This window comes from Synechococcus sp. HJ21-Hayes (genome assembly GCF_024345835.1).
In the GTDB taxonomy this organism is placed as follows: Bacteria; Cyanobacteriota; Cyanobacteriia; order PCC-6307; family Cyanobiaceae; genus Vulcanococcus.
This window is the reverse complement of the sequence record NZ_JAGQBW010000012.1, coordinates 46,741-68,768: the sequence shown is the minus strand read 5'-3', so window position 1 is coordinate 68,768 and position 22,028 is coordinate 46,741. Positions and strand designations below refer to the sequence as shown.

Annotated in this window: 26 protein-coding genes; 14 read left to right on the top strand and 12 right to left on the bottom strand. The window is 65.0% G+C overall.

Annotation, left to right across the window (positions count from 1 at the left end; translation table 11 throughout):
• Position 1: 1 nt before the first annotated feature.
• Positions 2–1,105 (top strand): dihydroorotase, encoded by a 1,104-nt coding sequence (gene pyrC / locus KBZ14_RS10645; protein WP_255118310.1) that lies wholly within the window; start codon positions 2–4, stop codon positions 1,103–1,105.
• On the opposite strand, the gene KBZ14_RS10640 is transcribed toward pyrC, so the two are convergent.
• Positions 1,096–1,977, bottom strand: coding sequence for a cation diffusion facilitator family transporter (locus tag KBZ14_RS10640; protein WP_255118309.1), 882 nt, complete (start codon positions 1,975–1,977; stop codon positions 1,096–1,098). The genes pyrC and KBZ14_RS10640 overlap by 10 nt on opposite strands.
• A gap of 201 nt (positions 1,978–2,178) precedes the next feature.
• Between KBZ14_RS10640 and KBZ14_RS10635 the strand changes: the two genes are divergently transcribed.
• Together KBZ14_RS10635 and KBZ14_RS10630 are read left to right on the top strand one after the other, a co-directional pair.
• A complete protein-coding gene (locus tag KBZ14_RS10635; protein WP_255118308.1) occupies positions 2,179–3,129 on the top strand; it encodes a phycobilisome rod-core linker polypeptide in 951 nt (316 codons plus the stop codon).
• 70 nt (positions 3,130–3,199) lie between these two features.
• Positions 3,200–4,402 (top strand): carbohydrate porin, encoded by a 1,203-nt coding sequence (locus tag KBZ14_RS10630; protein ID WP_255118307.1) that lies wholly within the window; start codon positions 3,200–3,202, stop codon positions 4,400–4,402.
• 5 nt (positions 4,403–4,407) lie between these two features.
• Here the strand turns inward: KBZ14_RS10630 and KBZ14_RS10625 are convergent, their stop codons facing one another.
• Positions 4,408–4,644, bottom strand: a complete 237-nt coding sequence (locus KBZ14_RS10625) for a DUF3136 domain-containing protein (protein WP_255118306.1) — start codon at positions 4,642–4,644, stop codon at positions 4,408–4,410.
• A gap of 412 nt (positions 4,645–5,056) precedes the next feature.
• Between KBZ14_RS10625 and KBZ14_RS10620 the strand changes: the two genes are divergently transcribed.
• From KBZ14_RS10620 to KBZ14_RS10605, 4 genes are read left to right on the top strand one after another with little or no spacing between them, the layout of a single operon-like run.
• A complete protein-coding gene (locus tag KBZ14_RS10620; RefSeq protein WP_255118305.1) occupies positions 5,057–5,164 on the top strand; it encodes a hypothetical protein in 108 nt (35 codons plus the stop codon).
• 8 nt (positions 5,165–5,172) lie between these two features.
• Positions 5,173–5,487, top strand: coding sequence for a hypothetical protein (locus tag KBZ14_RS10615; protein WP_255118304.1), 315 nt, complete (start codon positions 5,173–5,175; stop codon positions 5,485–5,487).
• Complete coding sequence (locus KBZ14_RS10610; RefSeq protein ID WP_255118303.1) at positions 5,478–6,782, top strand: MFS transporter; 1,305 nt, start codon at positions 5,478–5,480, stop codon at positions 6,780–6,782. Before KBZ14_RS10615 ends, KBZ14_RS10610 begins: the two co-directional genes overlap by 10 nt.
• Before the next feature lie 58 nt (positions 6,783–6,840).
• Positions 6,841–8,337, top strand: coding sequence for a peptide ligase PGM1-related protein (locus KBZ14_RS10605; protein WP_255118302.1), 1,497 nt, complete (start codon positions 6,841–6,843; stop codon positions 8,335–8,337).
• 348 nt (positions 8,338–8,685) lie between these two features.
• Here KBZ14_RS10605 and KBZ14_RS10600 read toward each other — a convergent pair whose 3' ends face one another.
• On the bottom strand, positions 8,686–8,910 hold the full coding sequence (locus KBZ14_RS10600; protein ID WP_255118301.1) for a YqaE/Pmp3 family membrane protein: 225 nt from the start codon (positions 8,908–8,910) through the stop codon (positions 8,686–8,688).
• Positions 8,911–8,947: 37 nt separating this feature from the next.
• On the opposite strand from KBZ14_RS10600, the gene KBZ14_RS10595 reads away from it, so the two are divergent.
• Positions 8,948–9,400: a hypothetical protein gene (locus KBZ14_RS10595; RefSeq protein ID WP_255118300.1), complete on the top strand. Its 453-nt coding sequence runs from the start codon at positions 8,948–8,950 to the stop codon at positions 9,398–9,400.
• A 69-nt stretch (positions 9,401–9,469) separates the two neighbouring features.
• On the opposite strand, the gene KBZ14_RS10590 is transcribed toward KBZ14_RS10595, so the two are convergent.
• Positions 9,470–9,940 carry a universal stress protein gene (locus KBZ14_RS10590; RefSeq protein WP_255118299.1) on the bottom strand — a complete coding sequence of 157 codons (471 nt, stop codon included), beginning with the start codon at positions 9,938–9,940 and terminating at the stop codon, positions 9,470–9,472.
• Positions 9,941–10,000: 60 nt separating this feature from the next.
• A complete protein-coding gene (locus KBZ14_RS10585; protein WP_255118298.1) occupies positions 10,001–10,663 on the bottom strand; it encodes a ParB-like protein in 663 nt (220 codons plus the stop codon).
• 80 nt (positions 10,664–10,743) lie between these two features.
• Here KBZ14_RS10585 and KBZ14_RS10580 point away from each other — a divergent pair, with 80 nt between their 5' ends.
• Complete coding sequence (locus KBZ14_RS10580) at positions 10,744–11,283, top strand: SgcJ/EcaC family oxidoreductase (RefSeq protein ID WP_255118297.1); 540 nt, start codon at positions 10,744–10,746, stop codon at positions 11,281–11,283.
• Positions 11,284–11,307: 24 nt separating this feature from the next.
• Here KBZ14_RS10580 and KBZ14_RS10575 read toward each other — a convergent pair whose 3' ends face one another.
• Positions 11,308–11,586 carry a DUF427 domain-containing protein gene (locus tag KBZ14_RS10575; RefSeq protein ID WP_255118296.1) on the bottom strand — a complete coding sequence of 93 codons (279 nt, stop codon included), beginning with the start codon at positions 11,584–11,586 and terminating at the stop codon, positions 11,308–11,310.
• A 162-nt stretch (positions 11,587–11,748) separates the two neighbouring features.
• Here KBZ14_RS10575 and KBZ14_RS10570 point away from each other — a divergent pair, with 162 nt between their 5' ends.
• A complete protein-coding gene (locus tag KBZ14_RS10570) occupies positions 11,749–12,090 on the top strand; it encodes an MscL family protein (RefSeq protein ID WP_255118295.1) in 342 nt (113 codons plus the stop codon).
• A gap of 2 nt (positions 12,091–12,092) precedes the next feature.
• On the opposite strand, the gene KBZ14_RS10565 is transcribed toward KBZ14_RS10570, so the two are convergent.
• Positions 12,093–12,704 carry a DUF2808 domain-containing protein gene (locus KBZ14_RS10565; protein WP_255118294.1) on the bottom strand — a complete coding sequence of 204 codons (612 nt, stop codon included), beginning with the start codon at positions 12,702–12,704 and terminating at the stop codon, positions 12,093–12,095.
• A gap of 69 nt (positions 12,705–12,773) precedes the next feature.
• On the opposite strand from KBZ14_RS10565, the gene KBZ14_RS10560 reads away from it, so the two are divergent.
• Entirely contained in the window at positions 12,774–12,947 is a 174-nt protein-coding gene (locus KBZ14_RS10560; RefSeq protein ID WP_255118293.1) for a hypothetical protein, read from the top strand.
• Here the strand turns inward: KBZ14_RS10560 and KBZ14_RS10555 are convergent.
• On the bottom strand, positions 12,944–14,209 hold the full coding sequence (locus KBZ14_RS10555) for a glutathione S-transferase family protein (RefSeq protein WP_255118292.1): 1,266 nt from the start codon (positions 14,207–14,209) through the stop codon (positions 12,944–12,946). The two genes, KBZ14_RS10560 and KBZ14_RS10555, sit on opposite strands and share 4 nt — an antisense overlap.
• A 145-nt stretch (positions 14,210–14,354) precedes the next feature.
• Here KBZ14_RS10555 and KBZ14_RS10550 point away from each other — a divergent pair, with 145 nt between their 5' ends.
• Entirely contained in the window at positions 14,355–15,332 is a 978-nt protein-coding gene (locus KBZ14_RS10550; protein ID WP_255118291.1) for a DUF4912 domain-containing protein, read from the top strand.
• 170 nt (positions 15,333–15,502) lie between these two features.
• Here the strand turns inward: KBZ14_RS10550 and KBZ14_RS10545 are convergent, their stop codons facing one another.
• The 3 genes from KBZ14_RS10545 to KBZ14_RS10535 form a co-directional block, all read right to left on the bottom strand.
• The gene (locus tag KBZ14_RS10545; RefSeq protein WP_255118290.1) at positions 15,503–16,207 is read right to left on the bottom strand and encodes a phosphoribosyltransferase; all 705 of its coding nucleotides are present in this window, start codon (positions 16,205–16,207) and stop codon (positions 15,503–15,505) included.
• Positions 16,204–18,906 (bottom strand): cation-translocating P-type ATPase, encoded by a 2,703-nt coding sequence (locus KBZ14_RS10540; RefSeq protein ID WP_255118289.1) that lies wholly within the window; start codon positions 18,904–18,906, stop codon positions 16,204–16,206. Before KBZ14_RS10540 ends, KBZ14_RS10545 begins: the two co-directional genes overlap by 4 nt.
• 133 nt (positions 18,907–19,039) lie before the next feature.
• Positions 19,040–19,222, bottom strand: coding sequence for a hypothetical protein (locus KBZ14_RS10535; RefSeq protein WP_255118288.1), 183 nt, complete (start codon positions 19,220–19,222; stop codon positions 19,040–19,042).
• A 264-nt stretch (positions 19,223–19,486) separates the two neighbouring features.
• On the opposite strand from KBZ14_RS10535, the gene KBZ14_RS10530 reads away from it, so the two are divergent.
• Both KBZ14_RS10530 and gorA read left to right on the top strand, forming a co-directional pair.
• A complete protein-coding gene (locus tag KBZ14_RS10530) occupies positions 19,487–19,792 on the top strand; it encodes an ArsR/SmtB family transcription factor (protein WP_399210756.1) in 306 nt (101 codons plus the stop codon).
• 155 nt (positions 19,793–19,947) lie between these two features.
• On the top strand, positions 19,948–21,309 hold the full coding sequence (gene gorA / locus KBZ14_RS10525; RefSeq protein ID WP_255118286.1) for a glutathione-disulfide reductase: 1,362 nt from the start codon (positions 19,948–19,950) through the stop codon (positions 21,307–21,309).
• Positions 21,310–21,312: 3 nt separating this feature from the next.
• On the opposite strand, the gene KBZ14_RS10520 is transcribed toward gorA, so the two are convergent.
• Entirely contained in the window at positions 21,313–22,005 is a 693-nt protein-coding gene (locus tag KBZ14_RS10520) for a DUF3386 domain-containing protein (RefSeq protein WP_255118285.1), read from the bottom strand.
• Positions 22,006–22,028 lie beyond the last annotated feature (23 nt).

The window sequence follows — 22,028 nt, the reverse complement described above, 5'->3', positions numbered from 1 at the left end:
CATGGACACCACTCCCCAGAGCCTCACAATCCGCCGCCCAGACGACTGGCATGTGCACCTGAGGGATGGTGCGCTCCTACAGGCCGTGGTGCACCACACCGCCCGGCAATTTGCTCGGGCAATCGTGATGCCCAATCTGCAACCGCCGGTGACGACCGCGGCCGCCGCCGAGGCCTACCGGAGCCGGATCCTTGCGGCCCTACGGACCAGCGCCGGTGCCACTGCGGCAGAGGGCTTCACCCCGCTGATGACGGCTTACCTCACCGAGACCATCGATCCAGCCGACCTGGAGCAGGGTTTCAGGGCGGGGGTGTTCACCGCCGCCAAGCTCTATCCCGCGGGGGCTACCACCAACTCCGACGCAGGGGTTCGGGATCTCAACAGCATCGTCGCCGTATTGGAGACGATGGAACGCATCGGCATGCCGCTGTTAATTCATGGTGAAGTGACCAGCGCAGACGTGGACATCTTTGATAGGGAAGCGGTGTTCATCGAGCGGCACTTGCAGCCCTTACTACAGCGACACCAGGGGCTGAAGGTGGTGTTTGAACACATCACCACAGCCGATGCCGTGGAGTTTGTGATCAATGCACCGGCCAACCTGGCGGCCACCATCACTCCCCACCACCTGCACATCAACCGCAATGCCCTGTTTCAAGGGGGGCTGCGGCCTGATTTCTATTGTCTGCCGGTGGCGAAGCGAGAACGGCACAGGCTGGCCCTACGGGCAGCGGCCACCAGCGGCAATGCCAAGTTTTTCCTCGGCACCGATTCGGCTCCCCATCTGCGCCACGCCAAGGAAGCTGCCTGCGGCTGCGCCGGGATTTACAACGCTGCATACGCCATCGAGAGCTACGCCACGGTGTTCCACCAGGAGAACGCGCTCCACCGGCTGGAGGATTTCGCCAGCACCCATGGACCCCGCTTCTATGGCCTGCCCCTCAACGAGGGCCAGATCACCCTGGAGCAGCAATCCCCGGATAGCGATGCCCCTGGCATCCCCCTGCGCCTCAGCCTCGCCAACGGCACCGACACAGCCACGGAGCTGGTGCCGTTCCATGCCGGTGAGCTGCTGCCCTGGCGCCTCAAGAGCGATCAGGAGTGAGCGCTGCCTGACGGCTCGGGGCCGGCAGGCTCCAGCTGAATGGTGCTGTGGGCAATCCCCAAGTGCGCCAGGCGCTCCTTGGCCAGATGCAGCAGTTCCATGTCGTCCATACCGGCGCTACGACGACGCACGTGCACGGTGAGGGCGGTCTGGGAGGTGCTGATCGCCCAGACATGGAGGTGATGCACATCCACCACCCCGGGCAGAGCAGCCAGAACCGCCTTCACCGCCTCGAGGTCAATGCCGCGGGGCACACCATCGAGGCTGATGCGCAGCGATTCACGCAACAGCTCCCAGCCGGTGGTGATCACCACAACCCCCACCAGGATGGCCGTGGCGGCATCGAGCCAGTTCCAACCGGTGGCCATCACCAACAGGGCACTCACCAACACCGCCGCCGACACGGCGGCATCGGTGAGCAGGTGCAACACCGCAGCGCGGCGATTGAGATCGTGGTGATGATCGGTGCCGAAGGCCCTGGCGGAAAGAAGATTCACCACCACACCGGCCGCCGCCGCCCAGGCCACGGGGCCACCCATCACCTCCACGGGATGGGACAACCGCTGCATCCCCTCCCACACCACGACAGTTCCGGCTCCGACAATCAGCAGGCCATTGATCAATGAGGCCAGCTCAGTGCTGCGGCCATAGCCATAGGTGAAGGTGTCGTTGGTGGGGCGGGTACTGAGCCGCTCAGCCCCCCAGCCAAACAACAGGCCAGCCACATCGCCCAAGTTGTGAATGGCATCCCCCACGAGGGCCAAGGAGCCAAAGGCCAACCCGATCACCAGCTGCAGGCCAGACAGGAGGCTGTTGAGAATCACACTCCAGCGAAAGGCCGCCGGCGAGCCAGGCCTGTGCTGGTGAAGCATCGCGTGGGGTGTTCGTGCTGAGCCAGAGCGAGGCGCCACCGCAAGCATCCGGGAAGGGATCTTCCCTACATAGCTCAAAGCCGAAACCACAGCGGATGAAGACCTTGCAAAACTTGCGGACACCTTGAAAAACCGTCCCTACGGTCCGAACGGCCCCGTCTCTGCACGGTGCGCCTCCCCCTCCCTGACTGTCCGTGCACCATGTCTCTCGTGAAAGCGCCCGCCCTGGGCATCGAGCGGTTTGCCAGCGGCCTGAATAAAGAAAACTGGAACCACGCCTCGGACAGCGATAAGCGCACCATCATTCGCGCCGTGTACCAGCAGGTGCTGGGCGGGCAATACCTGATGGAGAGCGAGCGGCTGGAAGGGGCCGAATCCCTGTTCCGCAACGGCTACCTGAACGTGCGTGAGTTCGTGCGCACAGTGGCCAAGAGTGCCCAATACCGCTCCCGCTTCTTCGAGAACTGCAATCCCTACCGATTCATCGAGCTGAACCACAAACACCTGCTGGGCCGTGCCCCACAGAACAAGGCGGAAATGCTGCGCCACTTCACGATCCTGCAAGAGCAGGGCTACGACGCTGAAATTGATTCCTACATCGACAGCGATGAGTACAACGCCAGCTTCAGCAACGACATGGTGCCCCACATGCACGGCTGGACCTATTCCAAGGGCCAGGAGGGGCGCCAGTTCTCCTGGCTGATGCAGCTGGCCCGCGGTGCGGCGGCCTCCGTGAAGGGCGACAGCAGCGGCACCCAATTCAAGCTGGGGCGCGCCCTTCACCAGGATCGGGCCATCCCCGTGAGGGCCGGCGCTCCCATCAGCACCGACGGCCCCTTCCGCTCCTCCATGGCCGAGGGCAGCGCCCTGCCCAGCGATGAGCTCGCCAGCAACCGCAGCATTGATGGCACCCCGGCCTACGGCTTCCGCAACCAGGAGCTGCTGGTGGCGGCCCCGAGCGCCGGAGCCGCTGGCGAAGGCAGCCGGGTGGTAACGATCACCGCCACGGGCATCGCCAACAACGCCTTCGTGCGCCATGGCGCCTACACCACCCGCATTCCCTACAGCCGCATGAACGAGGCCCTGCAGCGCATCCTGCGCCAAGGCGGCACGGTGGTGAGTGTGGTGGTGAGTGGCGACGCTGTGGCCTAGTTCATCCAGGTCACGTCGTTGGGGTAACGCTCAAGCCAGATCTGCAGACTGTGCCGAACCCGGCCAATCCATGCGCCCGTTCCTGCGCCGATCCCTACAGAGATGGCTCGGCGCTGCCTGCTGTCTGGGCCTAACGCCGGCCCCACCGGCCCTGGCCCAAGATCGGCTGCCCCTGCCCCCCTGGATTGACCTGGAGTTGCAGGTGGTGGCCGAGCCGATGGCCAATCCCGCCGGTGGCCTCAGCTCCATGGGCAGCTGGATGCAGCAATCAACTGCCAGTCTCAAGGCTGGCAGCGGTGTTAACAAGAACAGCTCCCAATGGAGCGAATCCGACCACTGGCAGCTCAACTTGGAGCTGAACCACTACGCCGGCAATCCCCTCTATGGCCAGGAGATCGGGGCAATCTTCCCCCTGCAGCAGGTGGCTCAAGGCGATGGCTTCTGGATGAGTGAGGTGAGCCTGCAGCGCAAGGCTGGCACTGGTTGGCTGGGGTTGAAGGCCGGCGTGCTGTCCCTGAATCCCGATTTCATTGCAGCACCGGTGTTGGACTACTACGTGCACTCGGCCCTCAACAACACGCTCAACATCACCATCAACGATCTTCCCATCAATCCCTACGCGGCAGCAGGAGGAGTGGTGGCCATCGAGGCCCAGGAAGATCTTTCGCTGCGCTACGGACTGTTCAACCTCTCCAGCAGCCTTCCAGTGGCAAGCTGGCTGGGCAGCAAACAGGAGATGCCATCCGTGGGGGAAGGCTGGGCCCAGCTGCTGCAAGTCACCTACACCCCGAAGTGGCTTATAGCTGCCACGCAACAACAACCGTCCTCAGCCGTCCGCCTGCCGCAGGGACTCCTGCAGGCCGGGTCGTACATCACGAGCGGAGATGGTTATGGGATCTACGGTACGGCCACCTGGTCGTCACCCCTGCCGCTTGGGCGCGACCATCGCCTCTGGGTGGGAGCCAATCTGAGCATTGACGATCCGACAGACCTCAGCCCCGTGTTCTGGGGAGCGGGTGTGATCAGCCAAGGGGTCCTACCTGGCCGCCCCGAGGAATTACTGATCCTCGGATTTGGCAGGAGTTCACTCCAACAAAACCCAAGTGCAGGACAAACCAGCAGCTACGAGGGGCTTGTGGAATTGGGCTACCAACTGAAGCTGAATGCTCGGCTCACCCTGAAACCCAGCCTGCAATGGATCGTGCATCCAGGGCCCCGGGGGGATGTGCCAGGAATCGTGGCTACCGGCCTGGAAATCGGCCTGACGTTCTGAAGGTCTCAGGCGACTTGATCCATCAGGCCACAATCGCGGCGAAGCATTGTGTAGTGGGTCACCGGGTTGCGGTATTGGGTAGGCAGGCACTTGTGCAGCATCTGAAGCCGGTCCCAGCAAACGGTGCGCTGCACCTGCTCCAAGGTGGAGCCTTCCTGGACCAAACGCCGCAACGCCTTGCAATAGAGCGGATAGCTGGCCTCAAGCTGACCCAGGGTGAGAGCGGCGGTGCCAGCCGTCATGGTCAGCTCACGTACAAGAGTTCAACGACCCTACCTGTGGTGCCCCGCCGGCTCGCAACCACCAAACCCGCCGCAAAACACCGCAGCGGCTGGGCTCTGATCGCTCCAACTATAAAAAAGAACGATGAGCACCTTCATGATTCCTTCAGCTTTGGAAGCCACGCCGCTGGTGACGGCAACCACGGCCCCGCTGCTCAGGGTGAGGCAGCTGCTGGAACTGGCCCGAGACAGCAGCGTGCAACCCCAAGCGTCACGGAGGACAACGTGCCGCCTTGCACGATGGTGGGGGCGGACGATCGTGCCAGCGCAGCCTTGGGGGTGAGCCGGCAGCAACTGGCCCGCCGCTACAGCCAACCATGGAATTGCCGGCCTGATACTGATCTACACGCGGGCCTTCCAGGAGTGCGACCGGGTGGATATCAATGGTGTAGCGAGTGTTGTGCAACAGCGGGCCCTGCTGGTAGCCCACATCTGCACGCCGCGCCATGAGCTGGTGAGGGTGCCGAATACCTCAGTCTGAATGCCCCCTTGATCGGCAGCTCGGTGGTCAACTTCAGCTTCGCCCGTCGTGAAATCAACCAATCCATGGCTTTGGCCGCCACAACCACCGTCCACATCCCCTCCGAGCCAGAACCGTTTGTGCTGCAGACAGCTCTGAACGACTATCACATCAGTTACGAACTCACGGCCTGCGTGGAAGATGTGAACCGCTACCGCGAGACCCTCTCAGCCCTCTTGGGTTCCATTGAGGACGCCTTCGCCAGGGCCAAGGTGGAGATCCTTTCCTCGATGTACAACGCCGTACGCGATGGCAACCGCAGCACCGTGCCGTCATGGAGCTGAACGTCGGGCTGGAGCTCACGGCCCGTCAGCGGCGCCTGGCGGCCGTGGCAGCCCTGCTGGGCAATGCCCTCGAGTGGTACGACTTTGCGGTGTATGGCTTTGTGGCCAGCGCCCTGGGCCGGGCCTTTTTCCCCGCCGAGCTGCCGGCTCTGCAGACCATGGCCAGCTTCGGGGTGTTCGCCGTGGGCTACCTGATGCGCCCCCTGGGCAGCCTGGTGCTGGGCCCGTTGGGCGATCTGCTGGGTCGCCGCCTGATGCTGAGCTTGAGCATCGTGATCATGGGGCTGTCGAGCCTCCTGATCGGCCTGCTGCCCACCCATCAACAGATCGGCGCGACAGCCGGATTGCTACTGGTGTTGCTGCGCATGGTGCAGGGATTTTCGGTGGGAGGTGAATTCACCGGCAGCATCACGTACGCCACCGAAGCCGCCGCCACAGGCCATGCAGGGCTGGTATCCAGCCTGGCCACCGCCGGCGGGCTGCTGGGGTTCAGCCTGGGGTCCCTCACCGCGGCACTGATCGGCTGGGCAATCGGCGACACCGCCATGGCGAGCTGGGGTTGGCGTTTGCCGTTTTTACTGGGGGCGGCGGTGGCGGGCCTGGGCCTCTGGATGCGCCGGTCGATGCCCGAAACGCTGCCCGTGGATGAGGGCGCGCCACCGATCCACAGCCTTGGCGATCTCGGCGGTGCCATGGGCTGGCGCCTGCAGCAGGTGGCTCAGCAATGGCGGCTGGTGCTGCAAGTGATGGGCGTGGTGAGCTTCGCCAATGTGCTGTTCTACGTGTGCTTCGTGTTCCTGGTGGATCACGCCGGCCAGCAGGCGGGCAGCCCTGCAGGGGCCAACAGCGTGTCCACCGTGGTGCAGACCCTGGGGCTACCTCTGGTGGTTATGGGCGGGCAACTGGCGGATCGCTTCGGCTTGATCCGGGTGAACCGCTGGGGCAATGGGCTGCTTCTACTGGTGATGCCCCTGGCGCTGCTGATCGGCCAGGGGGGCAGCCTGGCCAACCTGGCTGTGGCGCAGGGGCTGATGCTGCTGCCGCTGATGGCCACCATGGGGGCCCAGGGGGTACTCGGGGTAGCGCTGGTGCCCATGCATCAGCGCTGTGCGGTGTTCTCGATTGCCTACAGCCTGGCCATGGCCCTGTTTGCCGGCACCGCACCGCTGATGGCCAGCTGGCTGTTGGTGGAACAGCACTGGTCCTGGGGCACACCGCTCTATTGCCTCCTCTACGGAGCCATGGCCCTCTGGGCCGTGCAGGCCAGCCGCAGCCGTCTCACCCCGATGCCCTGAAGACAGGCTGGTGCGCGTGGGTTCAGGTGAACCAAACTGGGGGCACCGGAACGCCCCCATGCCCCTTTCCTTCCGCGAGCTCCAGGCCCAGCTGCACCCGGGCTGGGGTTGTGAGCAGAGCGGAGGCAACGCAGCCTTCGACGTACTGGTGGTGCCGTCGCTATCGATGGACCAGGCCCAGATGGACCTGGTAACAGGAGCCCACCACTACGAGGAGCGCCAGCTGTTCTCCCTGGTGCGACTGCGGGACCCCGACGTGCGGGCCATTTATGTGACCAGCAAGCTGCTGCCGGAGCTGGTGGTGGATGCGGTACTGGAGCTACTGCCTGGGGTGCCCACCTCCCACGCACGCCGGCGGCTGCAGCTGTTCGACACCGACGATGCCTCCAGCCGGCCGCTCACCGCCAAGCTGCTGGAGCGGCCGGCGCTGCTCAAGCGGATCCACGATCAACTGCGCCCGGGCCGCAGCTTCATCAGTTGTTTTGTGGTGAGCGAGCTCGAGAAGCAGTTATCCGAACGGCTGCAGATCCCCCTGCTCGGTACCGATCCGGCCCTGGGGCACTGGGGCAGCAAGGCTGGCAGCCGGGAGTTGTTCGCCCGCTGCGGTGTGCCCCATCCCCCCGGCAGCACCCTGGCCTACCAGCTCGACGACCTGGCCGAGGCAACAGCAGATTTATGGGAGGCCCATCCCAGCCTGCGGCGCTGCGTGGTGAAACTGAACGAGGGGTTCAGCGGCGAGGGCAATGCGCCGTTTGAACTGGAACCGCTCCAGCTGCAGGAGCTGAGCAGCAACGAACGGCGCCAGCGCATTCGCCAATCGCTCGAAACCCTGCCGATGCCCGCGCGCCAATGGCGTGAGCTGCTCGCCCAGCAAGGGGCCCTGGTGGAGGCCTGGCTGGAAGGTGGCGAGCAACTCAGCTCCCCAAGTGTGCAGGGCACCATCCACCCCGGTGGTGCCGTAGAGGTGCTGTCCACCCACGAGCAGATCCTTGGCGGGCCCAGCGGCCAGACCTACCTGGGCTGCTCCTTCCCAGCTGATGCGGCCTATCGCCTCGAACTGATGCGGCACGGCCAGGCGGTGGGTGAGGCCCTGGCCAGCGAGGGGGCGCTGGAGCGCTACGCGGTGGACTTCATCGCGCGCCTGATCAACGGCCAATGGGACGTGCAAGCCATTGAGGTGAACCTGCGCCAGGGGGGCACCACCCATCCCTACATGGCCCTACGGGCCATCACCACCGGTCAGCTGGATCCAGCCACGGGGCTGTTCCTGGCACCCACCGGTCAGCCCCTGCATTACATGGCCACCGACAACCTCACCGATGGGCGGCTGCGGGGCCTGCTGCCGGCAGACCTGGTGGACATCGTGGCCGAGGCCGATCTCCACTACGACCCAGCCCGCCTGCGAGGCAGCGTGTTTCACCTGTTGGGTTGCCTCTCGGAATTCGGCAAGTTGGGGATGACCTGCGTGGGCCGTAACGCCGAAGAGGCCACAAGCGTGTACAACGCCACCGCCGAACGATTGATCGAGCGGGCGGCTGACCTGATGCAGCACTGATGCCGGCCCATGCCCGACGACTTCACGGCAAAGCCTGGGAGCGCTTCTGCCTGCCAGTAGCCAATAATCTGCCCATTCTGCAGTCGATCTAATTTCTATCGAACCGGAACTGATACCTCGGGGCCCTGGCCACCGATCAGTCAGGGAGACAACAACGAGGGAAAGCATTCAGATGGGTGTGCTCCGAAAAGCAGCTCTGGATCAGGCAGCCAGCACACGCTCAGCGGCTTATTGATGAGAATCACCAGGCAGAATGCATGGGGTCTTGCAGTGACAAAACACCATCAAGCAACCATGCAAACAACCTTGCGCGTGCCTCACATCTCAGCAGGAAAGAGGTGCTAGTGCCTACTTGCGGGTGATGATGATCCACAGGGCATGAATCACGCAAATCGGCCAGGCAATCGCCAGTAGAGGAAGGCCAAGCGCTCCGAAAGTGAACAACCAGATCACTCCATTCAGCCAGAACGCCCCGGTGAAACCCACCTGGGTAGCCACCGCCGCGGGCGGCAAGATGAACGCCAAGACGATGCGCAGGATGTCTCCGAACGTCATAAGCAGGGAACGCAACACAGAAACCGTAGAAACAGCACGGCGGGGTGTCAGCCCGGTGCTAGTGATCCCCCTGGCCGCCCTGATCGAGGGGAACCTGTCCCTGATCCACTCACCGCGTCGCACCCGAACGGCGAGCACACCGGGATTTCCGACCCTGGTGGAAAGTGACGGCCAGATGGTGCTGTTGCTGCTGCATCGGCTCCAGAACAGAGCCATGGACGGACACCTACACGGCGAACAGGTGAATCTGCTGCTGATACCCAACCCGCTACTGAGCATCGAAGAACAGCCAAAACCCCAGGCCTTCCCCGGCCTGATTCGCTGGCTGGCCTCACTGGAGCCGCCGCCTGGAGCCAGATTCCTTAACGACGTTCTCCATTGTCTGGTGGATGAACTGCTCGACGAGCAGACCGAAATGCTGCGCCACCAGTGCGATGCGGCAACAGCCACCTTCATGGCCAACACCAACAACCCCATGAACTTCCAGACCATGCCCGAGCTGGTCTAAAGCCATGGCTACCCCTATACCTCGGGGTGATGGCGGTGGTGGTACTGAGCACCTGGCTACGGCGCCGGCTCAGTGAGAAGAGAGGGCGGGACAGACCAGCACCGGGATCTGGGCATGGGTGAGCACGCGCTGGGTTTCGCTGCCCAGCAGCAGCCCCGCCAAGCCACGCCGACCATGGGAGGCCATCACAATCAGATCACAGTCGTAACGCTGGGCGGCCTCCAAGATGGCCTCGTGGATCAGCGGATTCACGGCCGTCGCTCCGGCAGCCTCCACACCGGCCTGCTTGGCCAACTGCTGCACCTCTGCCAACAGCGTGGCGGCATACTCCGCACTGGCCTTGCTGAATTGCACCACGAGCGCCGGATCCATCACCAGTCCTTCGCTGTAGATCGCCAGCTGCGGCCGGCCGTAGAAACTCTCCTGGGCGTGGAAAAAGGTGATCCGAGCGCCCATCTGCTGAGCCAAGGTCACCGCCCGCGCAGCAGCAGCTTTGGAGAGTTCCGAGCCATCGGTGGGAACAAGGAGATGCCGGAACATGACCAAGCCGCAACAGGGATCTACCGGCAACGTAAGCAGCTTTCTCAGAGGCGTAGAGCCCTATGGATGCGGGCCGATCCAACCGGCTAGATGGGAGGCTGCGGTTGAGCGGGCTAGGGCGCGCGCAACAGGCAAGGCAGGCTCCAGCCGATCTGAACTGAAGGGCGGCAGGGTGCGGCTGCGCAGCCAGGCGCCCCAACGAAATTCATGGAAGGGAATCAGGGGGGCAGGCGCCACCACACCCTCACGTTTCAACTTCCACACCAGGCTGCGGTAGGGGTCGTCGAGGGTGCCAGTGAGCTGGGCGGGGAGCGCGGCCGGGGAAAGGGGCCCCAGTCCACGGCCGTCATAGAGGTAGAGCCAACCGCGGCGGTGCAGCTCCTCCAGCACCAGGTGCCGTTCCTGCACCTCCAACTGCAGCACCACATAGCCGAAGGCGGTGGCCGCGGGATCGAGCTCCATCAAGCCCCGCAGACGATGGTGCCGATCGACCATCCAGCACTCACCGCTGGCGCTGCGCACCAGAGGGGTGGGTTTCTTCCTCAGGTAGCGGCGGCGCTCCTCGGGGGTGTCCTTGGCGAAATCCAGCTGGCGGCTGCGGATCTCGGCCATCCCCACACACATCTGGGTGGGCTGCAACGCCGCCAGCGCCACCTCAAGCAAGCCACGGCCATCCGCCGCCGGTGGAGGAAGGGGCTGGAATGGGGGCAAACGCAGGGCCATGGCCGGAACTTAAGCGCGCCAATCGCGCCCTGGGGTTCAGTTGGGTTAACTCTGAAGACAGCAACCCACGGTTTCAGCCGATGCTGGGCAAACAGCAAGGGCCTCAACGAGCGCGCCAAGCCGGCTGGATCCCAGCCCTGGCTCAGCAGCTGCTCGGCCTCAGCATCGGCTGGTTGCTGCTCTGCTCGGCGGGCCCAGCCCAGGCCGCCAGCGTGGCGGGCAATGCCAGTTGCGCTCCGATCAACAGCAGCGATGTGGAGCAGTTATTCGTGCGATGGAATCAGGCTCTGCACAGCGGGGATGCCCATCAGGTGAGCAGCCTCTACAGCGAGGATGCGCTGCTGCTGCCCACCCTCTCCGCTGAACCCCGGCGCGATGGAGCTGCCATCAACAACTACTTCGAGGGGTTCCTGGCCCAGGCCCCCGAAGGCCGGATCGAGAGCCGCGAGATCCGGCTGGGCTGCAACCAGGCCCTCGATGCCGGCACCTACAGCTTTCTGCTCCATCCACCGGGCCAGCCGGCGGAACGGGTTCAGGCCCGGTATTCCTTTGTGTATGCATTCCGCAACGGGGAGTGGAGGATCCTGCACCACCATTCCTCCCTGCTGCCCACAGGCTGATCTGGGTGCCGCACAGCGGCCAGCTCAGGCCACCTGCACGCCCTTCCAAAACGCCACACGCCCCTTGATCTGCTTGGCGGCATCCTTGGGCTCAGGGTAATACCAGGCCGCATTGGCATTCACCTCACCATTCACCACCACATCGAAATAGTGGGCCGTGCCTTTCCATCCGCACACGCTGGTGTGGCTCGAGGGCCGGAAGCAATCAGCCACGAGGGCCTCCGCGGGGAAGTAAGCATTGCCTTCCACAGTTTCGATATCCTCGCTACTGGCAATCACCGTGCCGTTCCAGCGCGCTTGCATGGGATGGAGCTCATCAACAAGCTCCATCCTGCCCCAGCAAGGCGAAACACCTACAGAAACGGCCATTCTGAACGGGGCAAGCAAACCCTTCCCAGCCGAATTGCAATCCGCGGACAGCCCAAAACCAGCTCGCTACGGTCCGGCTTGACCCAAAACAATGTCATGGGCAAGCGACAACAGGCCTACTCCTTTCTGCGCGACTTCAAGGACGTTCTCAATCGCGGCAACGTCGTTGATCTGGCCGTGGTGTCCCTGGTGATGGGGGCCCTGCTGCAGCCAGCCCTCAAGGCCGCCAATGGGTCGGCCATCAGCACCTGGCCTGCCGGGGCCGTACTTGTGGCCCTGATCAACTGCGTGGTGATCAGCTTTGTGGTGTTCGTGATCATTCGAGCCCTCGGGAAGCTCAACCGCCGCGAGCCTGAGGCCGCCGGGCCCAACAGCCAACAGCATTTGGCCGACGCCGCCAATCGCCTGACCATCGCCCTGGAACGGCGGCAGCTCTGAGCTCAGAAGCGAATCCCCTCGTAGATCGGCAGGGTGGCAACGCCTAGGGAGGCCGGCACCGGATTCACGCCAGCCGGCAAGGCCTGCACCCCAAACACGTAGGAATCTGCCTGGCTTGGATTGTGCCAAGGCCGCAGCGCCACGGTCACGGTTTGTCCAGGCTGGGGCGGTTTGGGGAAGCGGATCTCGAAGCGGCGGGCATCGGGATCAAACGTGGCCTCCACAGGCACAGCTGCCCCCTCCCGCCGCGGCAGCCCCACAAAGGCGCGGGTTCTGGCTGCGTCAAAACTGAAATTGGTGTCCACACCACGGATCTGCCGAATGACCAGCCCACCCAGACCCACACCGGCCTGCTCCGGCAGGTTCACGGTGAAGTAATACTCCCCGCCGCTCTGCATCACATACCAGTAGTAGTTGCGGAGCTCCACCTTCCAGGGGGGCTTGGCGAACCAGGTTTGCCCCTGGAGTTCCACGGCCTGGGCTGATGGCTGCCCTGACAGGTGGACGGTCACGCCGGCCCCAGCGCCGAGGAGCAGTCCCAACAGGGCAGAGCAACCGCAACGAACCGGTGAGAAGGTCATCCCAGGGAGGCTGAATTCCCAGAAGTTAGCCATGGACCCAAGCCGCGCCTGGGCTGATCCACGGGCCGTTGATAGGGTGCCGGCCACCGGGACCAAACGCACATGAACAGGGCTGAACTCGACGCCATCGAACTGATGCTGCGCGACCTCAACACCCGGCACGACGAAATTCGTCACCGCGCCGCCTTTCGGGGGTGCACCCGCGAGCTGCTCGCCCTGCAGCAGGAGCTGGTTCAGTATCTCACCAACAAGCGCGAGGGGCTTTCCGGCCGCTAGCGCGGAACGGCAATGGCAAGGAAGGGCTGGGGATTCTGGTCGCGCCGGTGCTGCACTGGGATGGCCGGACCTTGTTGATCGCCGTCCAAGCTGGCAGTGGCCTCGAGGGCTTGGCGCAGATGCCGGGCCGCATGCAGCGACATATCCCTTGGCACGGAAATGCGGTCCCGCAGGTAGCGCAAGCCGGCCGCTGTTCCTTTTGGTGGGGCACAGGGCGGAACGCCATGGTGCAGCAAGGCCGTGAGGCTGCAACGCAGAGCCGTATCGAGGCGATCGGCGGCATCAGGGCCGCGCTGAGCACCCTCGGGATTCACGGCCAGCAACACGGCGCGGTGCTTCATCACCCGGGTGAGGGCCTCCAGAGCCACGGCCGCCGGTTCGGGCTGACGAGTTTCGATCACAGCCGGATTCGGCGATGGCCAGGGCCCCTGATCGATCACCTCAGCAACGGCCTTCTGATCCGCCGTGCCGCTGGCCAAACAACAGCCCATCTGGGGCGGCAGATCGTGGGCATGGGTGTGCACATCGCTCTGGGTACCGAGGTAGGTGGAGCGCTGCTCTAAGGCCGCAAACCAGCGATCGATGGCCGGGTGCTCGGCCCGGAGTCCGTAGCCCTTGTAGTAGCTGAGCGAGGCGTTCATCCGCTCCAGGTAGGGGATGAAAATCACATCGGCGCTGCCGAACTCGCTGAGGAAGAACGGTCCAGGCGTGGCCTCAAGGGCCAGCTCTACCAGCTGGGCCATGCGAATGAAATGCTGTTCCGCCGGGGCGGTATGGGGCCCATGGCCTTCGCTGTAGCAAAGCCACTGGCACCAGGCCCGGAACAGGCGCCGCTCCAGCTGCCGCAGCGAAAACACATCCGGATCGCTCAGGCCCTGGCCGAGGGGACCGAAGGCTGCTTCCAGTTCCCCCAGGATCACATCGCTCTCCGTGATCAGGCGGCCATCAAGCTCGAGGGCGGGAAGCATGCCGGAGGGCACCCGTTGCTTGAACCACGCCTCCTTCTCCCCGTAACAGAACATCGTCACCTTGCGGATGCGGTAGGGGATCCGCTTTTCCTCCAGCCACAGCCACACCTTCTGGCAGTAGGGACACCAGGCGTGGTGATCGCGGTAGAGCGTCACCCGCACCTCACTCTCCGGGCGGCCGAATAGGCGCAGGCGGGCCTGGGGGTTGGTGGAGCCATGGATGCGATCGGGCTCCGCCGGAGCGAGGGCTTCCAGCTCCGTCCAGCTGAGGGGCGCTGCGGCGGGAGCGGGCATCGTCGGCAAACAGGAGGGTCCGTTCTAGACAAGCCAGAGAAACCGGTGCTGGGCTGTCTGCGCGTCAGCAATCCCAAACGTCTGTGGTTTGAGGCACATCGCCGAGCCAAGAACACCTTAGGAAGGCCCCAACTGTTGGCTGGTGATGGCGCTCTCTCTTCAGGCACTGGCCAAGAAAGCCCTCGGGGTCTTCGGCCTGTCCAAACCCGAAGCGAACGCCCAGCCTGCGGAACCAGCGCCGGTGAGCGGCAGCAGCAGCCTCAGTTTTGAGGCCCATGGCCCCCAGTGGGGCTTTGCCTTCTGGAGCCTCTCCAATGGCGATCAGGCGCGCCTGCGTGAGGCTGGCGGCAGTGGCCTGTGCTTGCGCATCGCCGACGTGACAAGCCTCAACGGGGCGAGCCCGGCTCCCCACGCCCTGCAGGAGTTACCCGTGGACCCGCGCGCTGGGCAGTGGGGGGTGGCCTTGCCCCTCGGCAACCGCCTCTATCGCGCCGAGCTGGGCATGCGCACCAGCCACGGCTGGGTGGAACTGGTGCGCTCTCTGCCGGTGATGATTCCTGGCTTCAACGATGCACCGGCACCGGCCCCCAGCTTCGAACCATTTGCAGCTCCAGAGGCGTTCGATGCACCGCCAGCAGCCACGGCGTCAGCAGCAGGCCCCATTGCCTCCGCCCTGCACGAGCGCATGTACCAAACCGCCACGGTGCGGGTGCGGCAGCTGGGCCGCGGATCGGAGGTGTTCCACACCCTGGAAAGCCTGGAGGGTGAGCACGGCGGCCTCAATGCCTCAGGGGTAGGCCTGTGGGCCAGCGGCCGCAACGAATCGGGGACCGGAGCCGTGGCCCGCCAGCGCTCCTTCTGGCTGGTAGCCGATGCCGAACTGATCGTGTACGGCGCCACCGATCCAACGGCAACCCTGCGCATCGGCAGTGAAGTGGTGCCCCTGAGCGCCGATGGCAGCTTCCGCATCCAGGTTCCCTTCCGCGACGGCCAGCAGCTCTACCCCATTGAGGCCATCGCCGCCGATGGCGAGCAGCGCCGCTCAATCGTGCTGCAGTTCGAGCGCACCACCCCGGAAGATCACACCAATCCCGCCTCCGCAGCTGTGTCCGAGTGGTTCTGATCACTACAACGGAGCTACAGGCTTTGGAGCAACAACCATGTTCCTCAAAACCCGCCAGGACGGCTCCTTGGTGGAAGTGATCAATCTTCAACAGCTCTTTGATCCCTTCTCCACAGCCGTTCAGGGCAGGCTCCATGCCGGGGAGGAACTGCAAGACCCCGACGCTTTCCTCAAAGCTGACCTGCTGTTCCCCTCGGAGGAATTGCTGCCTCGCTGCTGGGTTGATCCCGCTTACCAGCGTCCATAAGGACCTTCACCTGGGCGTCATCGAGCTGCTCAAAGCGCTCGTACCAGGCGCCCACGGCCATCAAACCATCCACTTCAGCCAGGGCCACCAGGTCATCCACTAGGGGGCGCAGGCGCGCTGCCACCAACTGATCAATCACCGGCACCGCCAACACCAAGTGGGACGGCGTGGCCTGCCGTAACGACTGCAGCGCCGCACGCACAGTGAGACCTGTGGCGACGCCGTCGTCGACCACCAGCAACGGGCGCCCCCGCAGAGACGAAACCAGTGGATCACCAAAAAGACGCTGGCGACGACGCAATTCATCGTCCTGCTGGGCCACCAGCTGACGGCGCAGTAACGGGTCGAGGTGGACCTGGCGCAGGTAGGGCTCATCCCAGATCAGCACCCCGCCAGGAGCAATCGCACCCACGGCCACCTCTGGCGCGGCGGGGTGGGCCAGCTTGCGCACGGCCCAGCTGGCCAAGGGGAGATGGAGCTGTTCGGCCACTTCGGCCGCCACGGCCACGCCGCCGCGGGGCAAGCCGATCACCAGGGCCTGCGGGTGGCCGCGCCAGGCCGCCAACAATCTGGCCAGCTGCCGGCCAGCCTCGCGGCGATCCCTCCACAGCGGAGCTATGCGGCTCATCGGCCCGGTCTCCGGGAACGGCGCACCCACCCTTTGCGAGCTTCATCAGCCAGCAGCAGTGCTGGGGTGCAGATCAGCAACCACCACCACAACTCTGGCGGAATCGGTGCGAGCTGGAAGGTATTAGCAACCACCGGGATGAACAGCAACCCGCCATAAACGAGTAGTTCACTGCCGATCCCCAGCCAAATCCAGGGATTGGCCCGCAGCGGCAAGCTGCGAATCGACTTCCAATCGGAGCGGCAGGCCAGCAGGGTGCCAATCTGGCCGAACACAATCGCCCCCAGGGTCACGGCGGAGGCCTGGCGCTGGATGGCCAACACCGGGGCCGAGGCCGTGTGGCGCAGCAGTTCCGGGGCCAACTGCTGCAACTCCCGCAAGCCAATGCCATGGCTCCGCCAGGTGAGCAGATAGCCCGCCATGGCGAATACAGCTTCCAGCAGCCCTAGGAACAGGTAGGCCCGCAGCATCAAGGGCCGATTCAGCATTGCCTCCCCCACCCGCCGCGGCGGCGCGGCCATCACATCCGGCTCTGGCTGCTCAGCCCCCAGGCCCAGAGCCGGCAACAGATCGGTGCCCAGGTCCACCGCCAAAATCTGGAGCACCGTGAGCGCCGCTGGAATCCGCAGGGTGAGCATCGCCAGGAACGGAGCCACCTCGGGCACGTTCGAAGCCAGGATGTAAGTGATGAATTTGCGGATGTTCTGATACACGGCACGGCCGTGGCGCACCGCACTCACGATCGTGGCGAAGTTGTCGTCGAGCAGAACGATGTCGGCGGCTTCGCGGGCCACGGCGGTGCCGTTCCGCCCCATGGCCAGACCCACATCCGCCGCCCGCAGGGCGGGGGCGTCGTTCACGCCATCGCCGGTCACGGCCACCACCTCACCGAGAGCCTTGTAGGCCTGCACCAGCCGGAGCTTCTGGTCGGGCGCCATGCGGGCAAACACCAGGCGGGAGCGGTACTTGATCACCTGGCGCAGCTGCACATCACTGAGGCGCTCCAGATCGTCGCCGTTGATCACCCGCACCGGGTCGGCACCCCCATGGGCCGGGCCATCGAGCAGCCCGATCTGGCGGGCGATGGCCTGGGCCGTGAGGCCATAGTCGCCGGTCACCATGGTGACCTTGATGCCCGCGCTGTGGCAGGCGGCAATCGCCTGGGGAACCCCCTGCCGCGGCGGGTCGTAGAGCCCCACCAGCCCCACAAACACCAGCTGCTGCTCCAGCTGCGGCAGCGCCGTGGCCATGGGCCGACAGGCCAGGGCGAGCACGCGATAGCCCTGGCGGGCCATCACATCGTTGGCCGACACGACCACATCGCGATCGGCGGCCGTGATCGGCACGGCCTGACCGGCCTTGAGCCAGCGATCGCAACGGTTGAGCACCTCCAGCGGCGCGCCCTTGGTGAAGGCCATGAGCTCCACCGGCTCCGGCCAACGGGAGTCCCACGACCACTGCAACAGCACCGTCATCATGCGGCGCTCGGAATCGAACGGCAACTCCTGCAGGCGCTGCAACCGTTGCCGTTCCTGCTCCAGGTTGATGCCGGCCTGCATCGCCGCCTGCAACAGAGCCGTTTCCGTGGGATCGCCAACCCCCAGGGAGGCGTTGGAGCACAGGGCCGAGCCCAGCAGCAGCAGGGCTGGATTGGTGGTCCAGGTATCCCGAACCGCCATGGCATTGGCCGTGAGCGTGCCGGTCTTATCGGTGCAGACCACAGTGACCGCACCGAGGGTTTCCACCGCCGACAGACGGCGCACCAAGGCGTTCTCCCGGGCCATGCGCTGCACCGCCAGGGCCAGGGCCAGGGTCACCGTGGGGAGCAGGCCCTCCGGGACATTGGCCACGATGATGCCAATGGCGAATACCAGGCTCTCCAGCGGCGTCATACCCACGAACAGCAGGCTGGCCAGGAAGGTGAGTGCCCCCATCGACACTGCGATGGTGGTGATGGTGTGGACGATGCGACCCACCTGCAGCTCCAGGGTGCTGGGGGAGCGCACGGTGCTGGCGGTGAGGTGAGCAACCTGGCCGAATTCCGTCTCTGCGCCGGTGGCGTACACGAGGGCTCGCGCCCGGCCGGCCGCCACGGTGGTACCAGCCGGCAACAGGTTCTGGGCTTCGGAGGTCTTCAGCCTCTGGGCCACCGACTCACTGCTGCGAGCCACCGGGAGCGACTCACCGGTAAGCACCGACACATCCAAATAGAGCCCCGCCGCCTGCAACACCCGGCAATCGGCAGGCACATGATCCCCTTCCTCCAGGTCGATCAGATCGCCAGGCACCAGGGTGTCGGCAGCCACGGCCATCAGGGCGCCATCCCGCCAGCCCCGCACCTGCCGCGGCAGCACCTGGGTGAGGGCCAGCAAGGTGCGCTCGGCCTGAAATTCCTGCCAGAAACTGAAGATGGCGTTGATCAGCACCACGCTCCAGATCGCCCAGCCCAGCTCGGGAGTGCCGGCCTGAAAGGCCATGCCACCGGCCGCCCAGAGGAGCAGCGCCATGAAATGGCGCAGCTGATCAGTGAAGCGCCATAGCAGGGGTCTGCGCTGGATCGGGGGCAACTGGTTCGCGCCAAAGCGCTCGAGGCGCTGGATGGCCTCCGCTGCGCTGAGCCCCTCGGGGGCGCTGCGAAGGGCCGCCAGGGCTTCAGCAGCACTAAGGCTCGCGATCGGCCGAGAGGCGGAGAGCAGCACAACCGAACCCGGGCCGCTACCTCCGGACCGTAGCCACGCCAAGGGGCGTTGAAGTTAGACCAGCCGCGATCCGCTAGCCAGCCGGCGCTGCTCAGGGTCGAACACCGCAGCAATGCTGCGGATCAACCAGTGTTCAGGGGACGTGTGCTGCAGCTCTGGATGGAGACAGCACCAGCAGTGCCGTTGGGCTCCAGGAGCGCTGCAACAGAGCCACCGGCGCCAAGGCGTGAATGGCTCCCCTGAACAGCACCGTGGCAGCGCTGACGGGCAAACGGCCAGGCCCCCGCTTGAGGGTGGACAGCGCAACAGCCACCATCAGCCGATCGCCCCAGAGGAGCGCGGGCTGAGCAGGCCCTCGCGCAGGTGCGGCGCGGTGGCGGTCATGGACCAGCTGTCGATGGCGGCGGCGCAAGCAAACCAGTCGATGCGGACACAAAAGCAACAAGCCAACGACATAACATCTTCGTAATAGCAGTAAAACACGGTAAGCCTGTTCTACTTTGATGCGCTAGCGCAAATCTGCGTTAAGGTGGGCGCCTCGCCCCAAGCGCCGCCCGCGCTCCCTCCCGCACCGGCACCCATGGAAGCCCTGGCCGAATACTTCAAAGTGTTCTCCGAGCCCAACCGGCTGGTCGTTCTCGAAGCCCTGCGCAGCGGCCCCCTCAATGTCACGGCAGTGGTGGACAAAACTGGCCTGAGTCAGGCCCTGGTGTCCAAGCACCTGAAACTGCTCACCATCGCCGGCGTGGTGCAGCGCCGGCCCGAGGGCTCCCTGGTGTACTACGACGTGATTGATCAATCGGTGTTCCAGTTGATGGCCCAGGCCGAAACGCTGCTGCTGGCCACCCGCCGCCAACAGCTGGACGCCCTCGCCGCCATCCTGTGATGCCCCGGGTTCGAGCCCGGCACCGCAAAGCCTCGATCTGAGCCGCCGACCTCAGCGTTGCCCTCCTGAACGGAGCCAAGCTGGCGGAGGCCCTGCTGCCACCCGAGATCACGCCATAGCGTGACGTCCACCGTTCATCCGCCGCCCCAAACCCCATGAGCGCCACTTACGACCTGATCGTGATCGGAGCCGGCTCCGGTGGACTGGCCGCAGCCAAGCGGGCTGCCTCCCATGGGGCCCGGGTAGCGATCGTGGAAGGTGACCGCGTGGGCGGCACCTGTGTGATCCGTGGCTGCGTACCCAAGAAGCTACTGGTGTACGGGTCGGCCATGGGCCACCACCTGCACGATGCCGCCAGCTATGGCTGGACCATCGGCGAGAGCCAGCACGACAGCGCCGTGCTACTGGCCAAGGTGCGCGCCGAGGTGGATCGGCTCAATCAGCTCCACATCGGCTTTCTGGAGAAGGCGGATGTGGAGCTGGTGCGCGGCTGGGGGCGCTTTGCCGATACCCATACGGTGGCTGTGCAGGACGCCACTGGCCTGGAGCTGCGCCAGCTCCAGGCGGAGCGCATCCTGATCGCCGTGGGTGGGCAGCCCCACCGCCCCGCCATCCCCGGGGCGGACCTGGGCTGGGTGAGCGACGACATGTTTGAGCTCGAGCGCTTCCCCGAACGGGTCGTGGTGGTGGGTGCGGGCTTCATCGCCTGCGAGTTCGCCTGCATCCTCCACGGCCTGGGGGTGCAGGTCACCCAGCTGGTGCGCGGCGACCATCTCCTGCGGGGCTTTGACCTGGAGGCCAGCCGAGCCGTGCAGGAGGCCATGCAGGCCGATGGCATCGAGATCCGCTTCAGCCACAGCCCCGCCGCCATCGAAGGCAGACCCGGGGATCTCACCGTGATCAGCCAGAGCGGTGAGCGGATCAGCTGCCATGGCGTGCTGCTAGCCACCGGACGGCGCCCCTTTCTGGACGGACTCAACCTCGAGGCAGCCGGTGTGGCCCGTGAAGGGCACCGAATCCCCGTGAATGCCGATCAGCGCACCAACGTGGCCCACATCTACGCGGTAGGAGACGTGACCGACCGCATCAACCTCACACCAGTTGCCATTGATGAAGGCAGGGCTCTGGCTGACACACTCTGGGGCAACAAACCACGTCAGGTCAACCACGACCTAGTGGCGAGTGCCGTGTTCTCTCAGCCGGAGCTCTCCGGTGTGGGCCTCAGCGAAGAACAGGCCATCGAGCGCTTCGGCGTGGAGGGCGTGCAGGTGCACCGCGCCCGCTTCCGGCCCATGAGCCAGGCCCTGCCGGCAAGGGGGCCGCGGGTGCTGCTCAAGCTGGTGGTGGAGCGGGCCAGTGGCAAGGTGCTGGGCTGCCACATGGTGGGCGACCACGCGGCCGAAATCATTCAGATGGCCGCCATCGCCATCGGCATGGGCGCCACCAAGGCCGACTTCGACCGCACCATGGCCCTGCATCCCACGGTGGCCGAGGAATTCGTGACCATGCCGAACTGAGCCTCAGCCCAGGGGCTGGAGATCCTCGAAGCGGAACACTTGACGGCCGGCGGGGGACTCACCATGGGCCTCCGTGGCCACCACCCGCTCGCTCAGCACCCAGGGGCCAGCCTCGGTAAGCGGCACGAAGGTGTCGGTGAACTGGCTCTTGCCGCCGCGGGCCGCCCCGGTGGCGGGATCGGCGTACTGGCTCGAGTAGGTGTGGCTGAGGTAACCGCTACCGGTGTCGGTGGTGCTCTCGGTGTAGATCGTCACCACGGTGCCGTGGATGTGGCGATGCACCATCGTCACCACGTCGTTGTGGATGCGGTAGCGATCCCCTTCATTTTTGCCGCCCACGATCACTTCGGTGCCCACGGCATCGCTGTCACCGGCGGTGAAGGTATTGGCACCGTGGGTTTGCTCGAAGCTGCGGCGCACGCGGTGAATGGCCACCTCCCACAGTTGGGAGGCCACAGCCTTGTGCACCTCCTCGTCGTCGATGCCCTCCACCGTGGCCTTGAGATCAGCGCCCACCTGGAAACGGCCCTCAGCGCGGCGATCGGGTTCACCACCCTCGCCCGCCTGCTCCCAGACACAGCGGCCCTGGTAGCCGGCAAACCCAGGGTCCCAGGTGTAGCGGTTCTCGTAGGCAGCGCGGAAGGCAGCGGTGCAATCGGTTCCCGGGGAGATGGCGCTGGTGGGGGCAACGGTCACGGAGGGATCGGCAGTTGGGCCAA

Bases quoted from the DNA above. Each gene is read 5' to 3' on its own strand.
- pyrC (WP_255118310.1), top strand. From the start codon at position 2: ATGGACACCACTCCCCAGAGCCTCACAATCCGCCGCCCAGACGACTGG.
- KBZ14_RS10640 (WP_255118309.1), bottom strand. From the start codon at position 1,977: ATGCTTCACCAGCACAGGCCTGGCTCGCCGGCGGCCTTTCGCTGGAGT.
- KBZ14_RS10635 (WP_255118308.1), top strand. From the start codon at position 2,179: ATGTCTCTCGTGAAAGCGCCCGCCCTGGGCATCGAGCGGTTTGCCAGC.
- KBZ14_RS10630 (WP_255118307.1), top strand. From the start codon at position 3,200: ATGCGCCCGTTCCTGCGCCGATCCCTACAGAGATGGCTCGGCGCTGCC.
- KBZ14_RS10625 (WP_255118306.1), bottom strand. From the start codon at position 4,644: ATGACGGCTGGCACCGCCGCTCTCACCCTGGGTCAGCTTGAGGCCAGC.
- KBZ14_RS10610 (WP_255118303.1), top strand. From the start codon at position 5,478: ATGGAGCTGAACGTCGGGCTGGAGCTCACGGCCCGTCAGCGGCGCCTG.
- KBZ14_RS10605 (WP_255118302.1), top strand. From the start codon at position 6,841: ATGCCCCTTTCCTTCCGCGAGCTCCAGGCCCAGCTGCACCCGGGCTGG.
- KBZ14_RS10590 (WP_255118299.1), bottom strand. From the start codon at position 9,940: ATGTTCCGGCATCTCCTTGTTCCCACCGATGGCTCGGAACTCTCCAAA.
- KBZ14_RS10585 (WP_255118298.1), bottom strand. From the start codon at position 10,663: ATGGCCCTGCGTTTGCCCCCATTCCAGCCCCTTCCTCCACCGGCGGCG.
- KBZ14_RS10580 (WP_255118297.1), top strand. From the start codon at position 10,744: ATGCTGGGCAAACAGCAAGGGCCTCAACGAGCGCGCCAAGCCGGCTGG.
- KBZ14_RS10575 (WP_255118296.1), bottom strand. From the start codon at position 11,586: ATGCAAGCGCGCTGGAACGGCACGGTGATTGCCAGTAGCGAGGATATC.
- KBZ14_RS10570 (WP_255118295.1), top strand. From the start codon at position 11,749: ATGGGCAAGCGACAACAGGCCTACTCCTTTCTGCGCGACTTCAAGGAC.
- KBZ14_RS10565 (WP_255118294.1), bottom strand. From the start codon at position 12,704: ATGGCTAACTTCTGGGAATTCAGCCTCCCTGGGATGACCTTCTCACCG.
- KBZ14_RS10560 (WP_255118293.1), top strand. From the start codon at position 12,774: ATGAACAGGGCTGAACTCGACGCCATCGAACTGATGCTGCGCGACCTC.
- KBZ14_RS10555 (WP_255118292.1), bottom strand. From the start codon at position 14,209: ATGCCCGCTCCCGCCGCAGCGCCCCTCAGCTGGACGGAGCTGGAAGCC.
- KBZ14_RS10550 (WP_255118291.1), top strand. From the start codon at position 14,355: ATGGCGCTCTCTCTTCAGGCACTGGCCAAGAAAGCCCTCGGGGTCTTC.
- KBZ14_RS10545 (WP_255118290.1), bottom strand. From the start codon at position 16,207: ATGAGCCGCATAGCTCCGCTGTGGAGGGATCGCCGCGAGGCTGGCCGG.
- KBZ14_RS10535 (WP_255118288.1), bottom strand. From the start codon at position 19,222: ATGGTGGCTGTTGCGCTGTCCACCCTCAAGCGGGGGCCTGGCCGTTTG.
- KBZ14_RS10530 (WP_399210756.1), top strand. From the start codon at position 19,487: ATGGAAGCCCTGGCCGAATACTTCAAAGTGTTCTCCGAGCCCAACCGG.
- gorA (WP_255118286.1), top strand. From the start codon at position 19,948: ATGAGCGCCACTTACGACCTGATCGTGATCGGAGCCGGCTCCGGTGGA.